The organism is Kribbella sp. NPDC020701 (assembly GCF_055562215.1).
In genome coordinates this window covers 526,205-539,297 of sequence record NZ_JBVHFT010000004.1, presented here as the reverse complement: position 1 = coordinate 539,297, position 13,093 = coordinate 526,205, and the positions used below count along the sequence as shown (strand labels likewise).

Below are 13,093 nucleotides of genomic sequence, written 5' to 3'. Positions count from 1 at the left end.
GCCACTTCGGCCCAGCATTCCGGCGGCCGTGATCCCGAGTCGTCACCCGCAGGGGGTGAACCGGCTTCGCGCGACGAGCAGATCATCCCGGCTGTGGGATGCCTGAGGCGTGGCGGCCGGAAAGGATGGCTTCGGCGTCGGGGGTCGACAAGCCATGGCACAGGCGGGAGTGGGGCGGGTTCGATGAGGCGGCGGATTGCGGCGATTGTGGCGCTGCTGGTGGGGGCGGCGACGATCGTGCTCGGCGTCGTCAACGCGGTGAATCAGTTCCCGCGTGGTCTCGGTGTGCTGGCCTGTGTGGTGATCGCTGCCTGCGCGGCCTGGTACGGCGTGATGCGGAGAGGTGGCGCTCGCCTGGCGGGGTTCTACGTGGCCGGTGTGGCCCTGGTCGCCGCGGTGGTCTTCGTGGTGGTGGGCGGGACGTTCGGCGTCGGCATCCTCGTCGTGGCCGGGCTCCTGGTCACGCTGGCAGCGGCCCGCGCCAGCTTCGCGAGCCACGTGGATCTGCCCCGGGTGGCTCCTCCGCGGCGCCCGGTGCTGTTCTACAACCCGAAGTCCGGCGGGGGGAAGGCGGAACGTTTCGGACTCGCCAAGGAAGCGCGCGACCGCGGCATCGAGGCGATCGAGCTGAAGCGCGGGGACGACCTCGAAATCCTGGTCCGCGATGCGGTCGAGCGGGGCGCCGACGGGCTCGCGATGGCCGGCGGGGACGGTTCGCAGGCGATCGTCGCCGCGATCGCCGCCGAGCGCTCGCTGCCCTACGCGTGCGTGCCGGCCGGCACGCGCAATCACTTCGCGCTCGACCTCGGGGTCGACCGTGAGGACGTCGTCGGTGCTCTGGACGCTTTCGTCGATGGCGGTGAGCGGCTGGTCGACCTCGCCGAGGTCAACGGCCGGGTGTTCGTCAACAACGTGTCACTCGGCCTGTACGCCGAAGCAGTCCAGCGCACCGGTTACCGCGAGGCCAAGCTCCGCACCCTGCTCGACACCGTGCCCGACGCGCTCGGTCCCACCGGCAGCGAACTCGACATGCGCTGGACCGGCCCGGGCGGTCAGGGACACCGCGGGGGAGCGGCAGTGCTCGTCTCGAACAACCGCTATCGCCTCGGACGTGCGGTCGGTTCGGGGACCCGCCCGCGCATCGACGACGGCCTGCTCGGGATCACTGTCGTGGGAGCACCCGCGGACGGCGATCAGCGCCGCGTTCAGCGTCCATGGCGCGAGTGGTCGGCTCCGTCGTTCGAGGTCGAGGCCGATCGCCCGCTGCCTGCCGGCGTCGACGGGGAGGCGCTCGTCCTCGACGCACCGCTGCGGTTCCGGATCCGGCCCGGCGTCCTCCGGGTGCGCATCGCCCACCAGCACCCGGGCGCGTCGCCGTCGGCGACGGCGCCCGACGGTTTCCGCGACAGCGTGGCCGAGCTGGTGCGCATCGCCCTCGGCCGGGGCCGATCAGCAAGCTCAACCCGTGGGAGGACGTAATGGACCTGATCGAGATCAAAGAGAAGGAGCCGATGAGCCGGGAGGCCGCCGCGGCTCGCTTACACGCTCTGGCCGACATGCTCGCCAAGGAGAACAGCGTCGAGTTCGACCGGGGCGGGATGCGGGTCAAGGTGCACGTTCCCGATGAGGTCAACCTCAAGCTCGAGTTCGAGCTCGGCGACGACGGAAGTGAACTCGAGGTCGAGCTCACATGGTGACGGAAACCGTTGCGTGACCGCCTCACTGAGCCGTCTGGCTACTTACGACCGCGCGCTGTACCGGTCGGTGGCGCGGCTGCCCACCCCGGTGCTCGACGAGCCGCTGCGGCGGGTGTCCGACATCGCCGACTTCTCCAAGCCGTGGTTCCTGGTGGCCGGTGCCCTCGCGCTGTTCGGTGGACGGCGGGGCCGGCAGGCTGCGTTCGCGGGAGTCACGGCGATCGGGGCGGCGTCCTTGGTGGCGAACCAGCTGCTGAAGAAGACGGTGGGTGAGAGCCGCCGGCCCGACCGGGGTGGGCTCGGCGTGCCCGTGCAGCGATGGGTGCGGATGCCGTCGTCGGGATCCTTTCCGTCCGGGCACTCCGCGTCCGCGGCGGCCTTCGCCGTTGCCGTCGGAGACGTCATACCAGCGCTCGGGCCGGCTCTGCGGGGGGCGGCGTCGGTCGTCGCGTTCTCCCGGGTGTACACGGGCGTGCACTACCCGAGTGACGTTCTGGTCGGGGTGACCGTAGGAGCGCTGTTCGGTCGGTTGGCCGCGCGGCTGACGCTCCGCCGGCGGCCACCACACCAGCCGGATGAGAAGGAGCACACGTCATGACAGTTGAACCCACCCAAGGCGGTGCGCACGCGGTGAACGCCGCCCGGCTGTGGGCCGGCGGCGGGGCCACGGCCATCGTTGCCGCGTTGATCGCCTTGGTCGGCATCCTGATCGCCCGCGGGGTTTTCGACGTACCCGTCCTCGCACCCAAGGGCGAGGGCACCTGGGGAGACGCGGACACGCCGAAGTACGCGTTGTTCTGCGGCCTCGCGGCGCTGGTCGCCACCGGCCTCCTGCATCTGTTGCTGATCTCCACGCCGCGGCCGTTGCAGTTCTTCAGCTGGATCATCATGCTGGCCACGGCCGCGGCGGCACTGCTCCCGTTCGTGGCCAACGGCTCGACGTCGTCCAAGGTGGCGACCGGAGTGATCAACCTCGTCGTCGGGATCGCCATCGGCACTCTGCTGAGCAGCTCAGCGCGGTCGGCAATGCGAGACCGCCGTGCCATCAGCTGATCCGCGGGGCCGTCACTGATCGGGGCGCTCCGGTCGCTGCCGGACCTCCCAGGCCGCAGCTGCTCGCAGGGCTTGCTCGGTCGATTCCCCGATCAGTTCGGTGGCCTCGAAGACGCCGACCGGTCCGGCCCCGTGCTGCCGGTCGGTACGACGCAGCAGTTTGGCGACCTCGTGGTCGACACCGCTGAGGTACAACCGGCCGCCGACGGCGTCCAGCGCCGCGGCGTAGTCGTCCACGACCTTGACGAACGTCGCGCCCACGGCAGTCCGGCCGCGCAACCGCAGTACGACGGTCGGCGCCTCGGCGCCGGCCGGGTCGGGCAGTCTGACCCCCAGCGTGCGCGAGCCCGCGTACAGCAGGCTGCCGTACACGTCGAGGAGCGTCGCCTGATGGCTGGGCAGCTTCGCCGGAGCCGGGTGCTCGGTCCACCGGCCACCGCCGACGGGAGTCAGCTGGACGATCTTGAGGTCCATCGCCTCCTGGTTCAGCTGCAGCAGCAGGGACAGTGCCACGCCGATGCCGACCGCGGCGGAGATCGGCAGGAACAGGGTTGCGCAGAAGGTCGTGACGACCGCGATCTGCGAGGTCGGTCCGGTGCGCAGGATCGACACAACCTCCCGTGGTCGCAGCGACTTGGCGGCCGCATAGATGAGGACGGCCGCCAGCGTAGGCATCGCGACGAGTCCGATCACGGTGGAGAAGGCTGCGAGGATCGCGATCATCCACAGACCCGAGCAGATGGCCGCCCACCTGGTGCGTCCGCCGACCGTCTGGTTCAGGGCGGTCTGACCCACCGAGCCGCCCACCGGCAGTCCGCGGAAGAATCCGGCCGCGACGTTGCCCATGCCCTGGGCAACGAAGTCCCGGTTCGAGTTCGAGGCGGTCCCGTCCCGGTTCGGGGCGGCGTCGGCGACACCACTGCCCTGGACGAGGACGATGGCCACGACCGCCAATGCCCCGGTGAGCAACGGGAACGACAGCTGGCCGAGGTCTGGCAGCTGCGGCAGCGGAATGCCGCGCGGAATGTCCCCGGTGTCCTTCACGAGGGTCACCGTGTCGGCACCGGCGAGGGCGACGCCGGCGGTCGGGACGGCCAGCGCCACCAACGCGCTCACCGTCGACAGCCGGGTCCAGGACAGGCCGACGAGGATGGCCAGTGCGGCGAGTCCGGTCAGCAGTGACGGGAGCTCGATCCGCGAGGGATGGAGGATGACGTCGACCGCCTTCCCGAGCGCGATCTCGCCGGTGGCGCTCGCGCCGGTGAGGCCCGGCAACTGGCTGAGCAGGATGTTGACCGAGATCCCGGTGAGGAAGCCGGTCATCACCGAGTGCGACACGAAGCGGGTGTAGCGCCCCAGGTGCGCCAGACCCGCGATGATCATCACCACGCCGGCGATGATCGTCAGCAGGAGCAGGGCTTGTGGACGATCGGCGGGGTCCACACCTTCCAGCGCGGATCCGGCGGCCAGGGCCGCGGCCGTGGTGGTGGTGACCACCATCAGCTGGCTGCTCGTGGCCAACCCGCCGGCGACCGGACCCGCGAAGCTCGCGTAGAGACCATGGATCGGGTTCACGCCGATGAGCGCCGCGGACGCCATCCCGTTGGGGACGCTGCTGATCGCCCCCGGCAGCCCGGCGATCACGTCGGCGCGCAGGTTCCGTCGCTCCGGACGGATCGCTCGCAGCCACCGCAGCACGGGGCGTGCGCTCACGCGGTGCCCAGCGCTCACGCCCGTCTCCTTCCGCGATCGAGCGTTTCCGCCTGTAGTGAGCCTAGATCCGAAGCGGCACCGGCATCTCACCCTGGCCGGACGATGCGGAGCGGGGGATCGGGAGGCATCGTCGTCCGGGTAGGGGATGACCGGAGAAGGTGGGCACGATGACCTACGAAGACCTGGACGAGCGGCGGGACGTCCCGAGCGGTGCGGTGGGCGGCGTCGCGTTCGCCGCGATGCTGATGTCCACGATCGGTGTGTTCTCGATCGTCGCCGGGCTCGCGTCGATCATCGACGAGGGCTCCGTTTCCGCCACTCCGCGGTACGCGTTCGACCTCGATCCCACCGCGTGGGGGTGGGTCCACCTGGTGCTGGGCGTCGCGGCCGTGGCGGTCGGGATCGGCCTGTTCACCAACGCGGCCTGGGCGGACTGGGTCGGGATCGTCCTCGCCGGGCTGGTTGCGATCGACTACTTCTTCTTCATTCCCAAGCAGCCGTTCTGGTCGCTGCTGGTGATCGCGCTGAGTATCTGGGTCATCTGGTCGATCACGCAGGCACGAGCGAGTGATGCCTGACGGGCCGATGGTCTCGGCCAAAGCGGACCAGGAGCGGCTGCCGTCCGACTACGCGGGGGCGATCTACGGATCGCTGCTGGCGGCGTCGGTTGTCGCCGGCACGGGTCCGGGGGAAGAGCCGCCAGACCCCGCCCAATTGATCGTGTTGCTCCTCGCCACCGGCCTGGTGTTCTGGCTGTCCCACGTCTATGCCCATCTGGTCGGAGAGCCATCGGCAGGAGCGCTCCGGTCCGCGAAGCAGTTCCGCGTGGCCGCACGGCGGGACTGGCCGATCGTGCAGGCCGCCGTACCTCCCGCGGTGGCGGTCGGCGTCGGCGTGCTGCTCGGGATGTCGGACGCCGGTGCGGCCTGGCTCGCGCTCGCCGTGGCCGTCGGCTCGCAACTGGGGTGGGCGATGTACGTCGCCATCCGGGCCGGCGCGACCGGGGGCCGTCTGGTTGCGACAGCCGTCATCAACCTGTTCCTGGGTCTGGTGATCGTCGGTCTCAAAGCCGTCCTGACGCACTAGTCGCGGGGACTTGGCAGGAGGGGTGGATACAGATGGCCCACAACCGCACACCACTGGTCCGTCCTGGCGATGTCGGCCGGGTCGTCGCGACCTACATCACCTCGGTCCTGGCGCTGGCTCTCGCGGATGCCGTGTTGTCCGGCTTGCGGTTCTCGTCGTTCCCACAGTTGCTCGCCGCGGCCGCCGTCACGTTGGTGGTCGGTGCTTTGGTGCGCCCGTTGCTCGTCGTCGCGAGTGCGGCGATCGGATGGCTCGCGGTGCTCCTGCTGGCGGTGCTCGGACAGGCTGTGATCCTTGCGGTGGCGCTCTCGCTGATCCCGGGCGTCGAGGCGAGCTCGTTCTGGGTCATCCTCGCCGCGGCCTGGATCGCGGCCGGCGCGGCGACGATCGTGGCCTGGCTGGGCACCTCTGGTACGCCGGAAGCCTTCACGGCGGCGCTCGTACGCCGGACCAGGCGGCGGCGTAAACCGGTGGACGACCCCGAGGTTCCGGGCGTGATCTTCGTCCAGCTCGACGGCGTACCGTTCCCCGTCCTGCGCTGGCAACTCATGGCCGCCACCTTGCCCACCGCAGGGCGCTGGATCCGCGACGGCGGCTATCGCCTCGTGGAGTGGACCCCGGTGCTGCCGCCCACCACGCCAGCCAGCCAGCTAGGGATCCTGCATGGTCGCATCGACGGCGTACCTGCGTTCCGGTGGTACGACCGCGCGCTCGGACGGGTGCTGGTGAGCAATCGGGGTCCCGACGCCGCGGAGATCGAGCGCCGCGCCAGCAACGGCCGCGGTCTGCTGGCCGACGGCGGTGTGAGTATCTCCAACCTGTTCAGCGGCGACGCCGAGCGGTCGCTGCTGACGATGAGCAAGCTCGAGCTGAGTCGTGGTTCGGCCGGTACGCGTCGCCGCGTCGCCTGGTATCTGGCCAGGCCGGACGGGTTCGCGGGCAGCCTGTTCGGAGCGGTCGCGGAGATCGGCCGGGAACGGTTCGAGGCCCGGCGGCAACGTCGCCGCGACGTTCGTCCGCGCGGTCACCGCGGCTGGCTCTTCGCGGGCATGCGGGCCGTCACCAACGTCGTACTGCGGGACCTCAACACCGCGCTGGTCGCGGAGGAGATGATCCGTGGCACCCGTGCCGTGTACGTCGACTATGTGGATTACGACGAGGTGGCCCATCACGCCGGCTCGTTGCGGCCGGAGTCGCTGGCCGCGCTCGATCGACTCGATCGCGTACTGGCGTGCCTGGAGGAGGTCGCGGCGTCGGCACCGCGGCCGTACCGGCTCGTCATCCTGTCCGACCACGGGCAGTCCCAGGGCGCGATCTTCGCCGATCGGTACGGAATCGACCTCGCCGCGCTCTGCTCGCAACTGACCGCGGCACGCGTCGAAGCCGTCGAGCAGGCGGTCGAGGGCTGGGGCCGGCTGAACGGTCTCCTGGCCGACCTGGCCGGCGGTGACAGCAGCAGGGGACGAGTTGCCCACGGTGCGGCGGTCCGGGTCCAGCGCCACTCCGCGCCGCCGACGGTCACCACGAGTTCAGACCTGGTCGTCCTCGGGTCGGGCAATCTCGGCCTGGTGTACGCCGCCGAGGCGCAGCGGCTGACGATGGAGGAGATCAACGAACGCTGGCCGGCTCTCATCCCCGGGCTGGTGAACCACGACGGGATCAGCTTCGTCGGTGTGATGAGCACCGAGCACGGACCGCTGGTGGTCGGGCCGTCGGGCATCCACCGGCTGTCCGACGCGAAGGTGACCGGCGACGACCCGCTGGAGCCGTTCGGCCCGCTGGCGTCGGCTGACCTGCTCAGGGCGGTGTCGATGCCCGAGGCACCTGATCTGTACGTGAACAGCTCGGTCGACCGGGACACCGGCGAGGTCTCGGCGTTCGAAGGTCTGGTGGGCTGCCATGGCGGACTCGGTGGGTGGCAGGGAAGGGCCCTGCTGCTGGCTCCGCCCGACCTGGTGATCCCGGAGCAGCAGATCCGCGGCGCGGACGAGCTCCACCGCGTGCTCGTCGCCTATCTCGAACAACTCGGACAGCGCACCGGGATCTCCCACGACACCGCCGGACGGGTGACAACCCAGCGGCCTGGCGCTTTACCCCGCCAAGGATGAGGTGACTGCGGGCAGGCCGGACCGAGCATGGTCACGTGGGTATCTCAGAGCAACAGACCGGCGTACGGCGCACTTCGGCGAAGGGCTGGGTCGGCCCCATCGTCTTCGCCGGCGTGATGATGATCATTCTTGGCTGCTTCCACGCCTTCCAGGGACTCGTCGCGCTGCTCAACGACGGGTACTACGCGGTCCCGGCGAATGGTCTCGCCATCCATATCGACTTCACCACCTGGGGTTGGACGCACCTGATCTTCGGGACGATCGTCCTCGTGGCCGGATTCTGTGTTCTGCTCGGCCAGGTGTGGGCCCGCGTCGTCGGCGTGATCCTCGCCGTCGTGAGCATCATGGTGAACGCGGCCTTTCTCGCCGCGTCCCCGTTTTGGACCACTGTCATGATCGCCGTCGACATCCTGGTGATCTGGGCGCTCACCCTCCATGGTCGTGAGGTGCGGCCGAAGGCCGGTGCGTACTGAGGTCGTCGGGCCAGGCCTCCGGACGTGCGGGGAGCAGCCCCAGCTCCCATGCCCGCCGGACCGCCTCGTTGCGGCGCGATGCGCCCAGCTTGCGAAGGATGCTCCGCACGTGGCTTCGCACCGTGTTGACCGAGACGTACATGGTGCCGGCGATCTCCTCGGTGGTCAGCAGTTCGGCGAGGTACTCGAGGACCTCGTGCTCCTTGCTGGTCAACGAGGTGGTGATGACCAAGTCGGTCCGCGACATCGCCCAGCGATCGGCGGCACGGTCGCGAGGCTGCCGACTCGGTGCGCGCAGCCACGGGTGATGTCTCATCAGCTCACCGGTCGGGTGCAGCATCTTGCGCAGCGACGGTGGCGCCTCGGTGAAGGGCCGACGGAACTGCTCGGGGGCCGCCAGCCTGAGGGCGCGTTCGAGACAGAGCCCGCTGCGGCTGGTGTCCCCGGAGCTGATCGACTCGGCGGCTTGGACCAGCCAGCTCTCCACCTGGGTTTCGAGTGGGACGGTCCGATCCGCGGCCGGGGGTGGCTGACCGGGCAGGCGTTCGCCGGCTTCGGCGGCCGCGCGGTGCAGCACCAGCAGCGATCCGATCTGATCGCGCCCCTCGGACTGCTCGATCACCGCGATGGCCTCCTGCGGCAGGTGTTGTGCCACGAGCATCTTCGCCTCGTCGACGACCAGCGCCTGGCCGAGCCAGCCGCTCCGGGCGCCGTAACTGTTGCTCGCGGCCCGCAGCTCCGCGGCGGCGAGATCGGTGTCGCCGCCGGCCCTCAGCAGCCTCGCCCGGACGAGGGCGAGAGCGGCAGCGAGAATTCGCGCGTCGTGGGTGGGAGCGGCCTCCGCGGCGCGCCGCACGAGATCCTCGGCGAGCGGCAGATCGCCCTGATCGGTGTGCACCCAGGCCTTGGCCACGATCGCGGACTGCGGAAGCTCCGGTTGCGCCCCCGACTCCGCCAGCGCCGTCGCATGGGCGACGACCTCCCCGGCTCGCCGCAGATGTCCCCAAACCGCCTCGACCAGTGCGGCCATCCCGAGGAAGTCGGCCAGGGCCTCGTGGGCACCGGCCTCTTCCGCGATGGCGATCCCCTCGGTGAAGGCGGTGATGGCCGCCGGGAAGTCCCCGCGCCGGAGCAGCACCCGGCCCTTGCAGCCGGCCACCAGCAGTCGCGGTTCCGGATGCCTGCTCGCCGACTCCGCCGACGCGGCTCTCAGCTCGGCCTCCGCGATCAAGACGTCGACCAGTCCGTCCTCGATGTTCTCCCCGAGGCTTGCACAGACCGCTTGCAGCACGGTGACGGCCAGCTCGGCCGCCGGTGTCCGAGCGGGTTCCTCGTTGTCCAGCCACTCCCTGGCCTTGCGGAGCTCCGCCGTACAGCGGTCGACGTCGAACGCGGCGAGCGCCCGGGCAGCTCTGACGACCGAGGCCTCCGAGCCGTCCAGATCGTCCGGGAAGTCGGCGAACATCGTTGTCAGCTGCCGACGCCGGCGTCCGACGAGAAGACCCGCCACGTCGAACCCCTCGACCAGGTACTGGGCGGCGTGCCACCAGTCACCGGCGTAGATGGCATGGTGGATCGCTTCCAGCGGCTGATCGTTCTGGGCGAACCAGGCGGCGGCCGCGCGGCCCAGTGCGGGAGCGACCGTAGGCCTTTCGAACAACAGCTGGGCGCGCAGGAACTCGCGGAACAGCGGCTGGTAGGTATAGCAGTCCGCGGTCCCCGGCACCGGCTGGATGAACGAGTTGCCGTGGGAGAGGAACTGCAACGATCGAAGGTCACAAGCGCGCCCGGTGAGAGCTTCGGCCAGGCCCGGCCGGATCACGTCGACGATGCAGGTCAGGAGCAGGAACCTGCGCAGTTCCGGGGGCTGCGCGTCGAGCACCTCGGTCATCAGGTACGCCGCCACGTTGCCGGCGTCGCCGCGGAACTCCCGGATGACCCGCTCCGAGTCGGTCTTGCCGGCCAGGTTCATGGCCGCGAACATCAGGCCCGCCGGCCAGCCGTCGGTCCTGCCCAGGAGCTCGCCGACCTGCGCGGCGGTCAGGTCGAGTTTGTGCTCGCGCATCAGCTCCGCGGCCTCGTCGGTCGTGAAGGCGAGCTCGGCGGCCCGGATCTCGGCGATGGTGCCCGCCAACCGGTAGACGTGCAGGGGGAGCGGAGGGTCGGATCGTGTCACCAGAACGACCCGGACCTGACCGGCGCCGTCGCGGATGAGGCGATGGAGGCTCTGCCCGAACTCGGGCGTCATCATGACGTCGCCGCAGTCCACCACGAGCACCAGTACGTCGTGGTCGTGGTGACGCAGGCTGTCGTGGACGGAGTCCAGTACGGCGGCCGATTGACCGCTACGGGTGTCCAAGGCGATGCGCCTGACCAGGGCCGGTCCCTGGTACTGCGCCGCCCACGACTCCAGCAGCATCGTCTTGCCGAAACCCGCCGGCGCACTGACCAGCGTGAGTGGCCCCTGCACCCCCAGGCTCACGCGGTCGACAAGACGCGGCCTTGGCACTGTTCCTGGTGGGATCGCCGAGCTCCTGGCCGGGGAACTCAGTCGACCTTCGAATGGTGCGTCCGGTGAATGACGTGATCTGTTCTCCACCCCTGCGTGCTGATCGCTCGGCATTGCCCCCTCCTAGCGACGTGCGGCATCACTGGGCGCTGCTGGGGCGGTGCGTGGCGAGCCGCACCCTTTGAAGAAACCACGGAACTGCCTGTAATACCAGTGTTTGCCGTCCGAAACCCGGACATTTCGAGACCCAGGGACCCCCTGTGATCAGCGTGTCCGGCAGTTCACCCCGCAGGGATGAAGCCGCGGGCCGGTGACCTTTGGAAGCGTCAAAGGCACACGTTCGGAACGGAGTGGGTCGATGGTCGACGTGACGTACGAGATCCGCGTAGCGGGCGCCGTACCCGAACAAGACCTTCGAGACATGGGCGCCGAGACAATCGCGGTCGACCAGGTGAACACCATCGTTTACAGCATCCCCGACCAGTCGGCGCTCTACGGTCTGCTGGCGCGCCTTCGGGCCTTGGGCATCGAGGTCGTCGAGGTTCGCCGGGTCCTGGACGCTGCCTCGGCATCGACAGAGCGGATCGACATCGATCCGGCAGGGAGGGGCGACGATGTCACCAAGTGAGTGCCGCGAGCCGTCGTACCAGGTCGTCATCCAGGGGGAGCTGAGGCCGGCCGTTCTCGCCTTCTGCGCAGGCCCCCGGGCTCAGTACGAGACATCCGGCGCCTTTCGGCTGCGGGTCCGCGACGATCAGGGGATCGCGGAGCTGGCCGCGCGGCTGCAGGGCGCGGGCTTGATGATCCTGAGCATCCGGCGCGTTACGCCGACCGATGTCGTGGTGCCCGCCGGCGTGTGAGATGACCGAGGAGGCGAGCAAGGCACCGGCCGGGGCGACGGCCAGCCCACGGCTCGCCATCCTGCTGGCGATGGCGATGTTCGTGCTCGTCGTCGACACGTCGCTGATGAACGTCTCGATCAGCTCGGTGGTCCGGGATCTCGACACCACGGTGAGCGGCGTCCAGTCCGCGATCGCGCTCGAGGCGCTGGTGTCCGCGGCCTTCATCCTGATCGGAAGCAAGGTCGGTGACCTGATCGGGCGCAAGCGCGCCTACCTGCTGGGCCTGGTCGGCTACGCGATCGGTGCCCTGGCGATGACCGTGGCCCAGAGCCTGACCGCGATCATCGTCTTCTGGGCCCTCATCGGCGGCCTCGGGGCTGCGCTGCTGCTGCCCGCCATGCAGTCACTGATCCACGGCAACTTCCAGGGAGCGGCGCAGGTGAAGGTCTACGCGCTGGTCGGGGCGTCCGCGGCGCTGGCGGCGGCGGTCGGACCACTGCTCGGGGGCTTCATCACGACGTACCTGTCTTGGCGGGTGGCGTTCCTGCTCGAGGTCGTGGTGATCGCGGTCGTGCTCATCGGCCAGGGCCTGATCCATGACGCGCCGTACACGGGATCCCGGCGGGTCGACGTGGTCGGTGCCGTCCTCTCGGTGATCGGGATGGGCGGCGTCGTGCTGGGCATCCTGGTGTGGCAGGAAGGCGGCGAGTACGTCGGCCTGATCATCGGCCTCGGCCTGATCGCGCTCGCGGCGTTCATCTACTGGCTGGTCCGGCGCAAACGCCGGGGTGAGCCGACCCTGCTCGACCCGGACCTGTTCCGCTCCGCTGTCTACCGGTTGGGTATCTCCCAGCAGACGCTCCAGCAGATCGCGCTGGGCGGCACCATGATCGCCCTGCCGATCTATCTGCAGATGGTCCTGGAGTACAACGCGATGGAGGCCGGCCTGTCCATGGCGCCGCTCTCGCTGAGCATGTTCGGGATGGCGATCCTCGCGGAGAAGAAGGCGGGCGGACGACGACCGAGCAGCATCATCCGCTGGGGATTCGCGCTCCTGAGCCTCGGAGTGCTCGGGCTGATCCCGATCGTTCCGCGGGCCGACTCCGGCTGGGCACTCGTCGCGCCGCTGATCGTCATGGGACTGGGTCTCGGCCTGCTGGTCTCGCAGCTCAACAACTACACGCTGGGGCCGATCTCCGAGGAGCGCGTCAGCGAAGCGGCCGGGGTCAACTCGGCCGCGGGTTCGTTCGGGCTGTCGTTCGGGCTGGCCTTCGGCGGAGCCATCCTGCTGGCCACGCTGTCGTTCGCCTTCACGGACCTGGCGGAGTCGAGCACGGTGCTCAACCCCACCGAGCAGCAGCAGGTCGCCCAGGCGCTGGAAGAGGATGCGCAGGTGATGAGCAACACCGAGCTCGAGAAGCAGCTCGCCACGCAGCCGCCGGACACCCGGGCGGAGATCCTCGACATCAACGCGACCGCGCGACCGATCGCTCTGCAAGTGGCGCTGGCCATTCCGCTGCTGGCCGGCCTTGCCGGGCTGGTGAACTCGTTCCGGATGGTCCGCGTGGACCGTCGGCCGACTCCGGATGAAGTCGAGCCGACGGCCTAGCCC

The 13,093-nt window shown here is 69.7% G+C and carries 13 protein-coding genes; 11 read left to right on the top strand and 2 right to left on the bottom strand.

The features are described 5' to 3' along the window. Positions 1-183: 183 nt before the first annotated feature. The 4 genes from ACZ3HV_RS12830 to ACZ3HV_RS12815 are packed head-to-tail and all read left to right on the top strand — an operon-like array spanning position 184 to position 2,750. Entirely contained in the window at positions 184-1,479 is a 1,296-nt protein-coding gene (locus tag ACZ3HV_RS12830) for a diacylglycerol/lipid kinase family protein (RefSeq protein WP_465683792.1), read from the top strand. Further along, positions 1,479-1,697, top strand: a complete 219-nt coding sequence (locus ACZ3HV_RS12825) for an amphi-Trp domain-containing protein (protein WP_465683790.1) — start codon at positions 1,479-1,481, stop codon at positions 1,695-1,697. Before ACZ3HV_RS12830 ends, ACZ3HV_RS12825 begins: the two co-directional genes overlap by 1 nt. A gap of 13 nt (positions 1,698-1,710) precedes the next feature. Next, on the top strand, positions 1,711-2,295 hold the full coding sequence (locus tag ACZ3HV_RS12820; protein WP_465683788.1) for a phosphatase PAP2 family protein: 585 nt from the start codon (positions 1,711-1,713) through the stop codon (positions 2,293-2,295). Next, complete coding sequence (locus ACZ3HV_RS12815) at positions 2,292-2,750, top strand: DUF6069 family protein (RefSeq protein WP_465683786.1); 459 nt, start codon at positions 2,292-2,294, stop codon at positions 2,748-2,750. Before ACZ3HV_RS12820 ends, ACZ3HV_RS12815 begins: the two co-directional genes overlap by 4 nt. 12 nt (positions 2,751-2,762) lie before the next feature. Here ACZ3HV_RS12815 and ACZ3HV_RS12810 read toward each other — a convergent pair whose 3' ends face one another. After that, positions 2,763-4,481, bottom strand: a complete 1,719-nt coding sequence (locus ACZ3HV_RS12810) for a SulP family inorganic anion transporter (RefSeq protein ID WP_465683784.1) — start codon at positions 4,479-4,481, stop codon at positions 2,763-2,765. Positions 4,482-4,630: 149 nt separating this feature from the next. On the opposite strand from ACZ3HV_RS12810, the gene ACZ3HV_RS12805 reads away from it, so the two are divergent. From ACZ3HV_RS12805 to ACZ3HV_RS12790, 4 genes are read left to right on the top strand one after another with little or no spacing between them, the layout of a single operon-like run. Continuing rightward, positions 4,631-5,041, top strand: coding sequence for a DUF7144 family membrane protein (locus ACZ3HV_RS12805; RefSeq protein WP_465683783.1), 411 nt, complete (start codon positions 4,631-4,633; stop codon positions 5,039-5,041). Further along, the gene (locus ACZ3HV_RS12800; RefSeq protein WP_465683781.1) at positions 5,034-5,549 is read left to right on the top strand and encodes a hypothetical protein; all 516 of its coding nucleotides are present in this window, start codon (positions 5,034-5,036) and stop codon (positions 5,547-5,549) included. The genes ACZ3HV_RS12805 and ACZ3HV_RS12800 overlap by 8 nt, the downstream gene beginning before the upstream one ends. 32 nt (positions 5,550-5,581) lie before the next feature. After that, the gene (locus ACZ3HV_RS12795) at positions 5,582-7,657 is read left to right on the top strand and encodes a phage holin family protein (RefSeq protein WP_465683779.1); all 2,076 of its coding nucleotides are present in this window, start codon (positions 5,582-5,584) and stop codon (positions 7,655-7,657) included. Between the two features lie 35 nt (positions 7,658-7,692). Continuing rightward, complete coding sequence (locus ACZ3HV_RS12790; RefSeq protein WP_465683777.1) at positions 7,693-8,130, top strand: DUF7144 family membrane protein; 438 nt, start codon at positions 7,693-7,695, stop codon at positions 8,128-8,130. Here the strand turns inward: ACZ3HV_RS12790 and ACZ3HV_RS12785 are convergent. Next, entirely contained in the window at positions 8,084-10,612 is a 2,529-nt protein-coding gene (locus ACZ3HV_RS12785) for a winged helix-turn-helix domain-containing protein (protein WP_465683775.1), read from the bottom strand. The genes ACZ3HV_RS12790 and ACZ3HV_RS12785 overlap by 47 nt on opposite strands. Positions 10,613-10,997: 385 nt before the next feature. Here ACZ3HV_RS12785 and ACZ3HV_RS12780 point away from each other — a divergent pair, with 385 nt between their 5' ends. From ACZ3HV_RS12780 to ACZ3HV_RS12770, 3 genes are read left to right on the top strand one after another with little or no spacing between them, the layout of a single operon-like run. Beyond that, positions 10,998-11,267, top strand: a complete 270-nt coding sequence (locus tag ACZ3HV_RS12780; RefSeq protein WP_465683773.1) for a hypothetical protein — start codon at positions 10,998-11,000, stop codon at positions 11,265-11,267. After that, positions 11,254-11,499, top strand: a complete 246-nt coding sequence (locus ACZ3HV_RS12775; RefSeq protein ID WP_360375925.1) for a hypothetical protein — start codon at positions 11,254-11,256, stop codon at positions 11,497-11,499. Before ACZ3HV_RS12780 ends, ACZ3HV_RS12775 begins: the two co-directional genes overlap by 14 nt. A gap of 1 nt (position 11,500) precedes the next feature. Next, entirely contained in the window at positions 11,501-13,090 is a 1,590-nt protein-coding gene (locus ACZ3HV_RS12770; protein WP_465683771.1) for an MFS transporter, read from the top strand. The last annotated feature ends 3 nt before the right edge of the window (positions 13,091-13,093 follow it).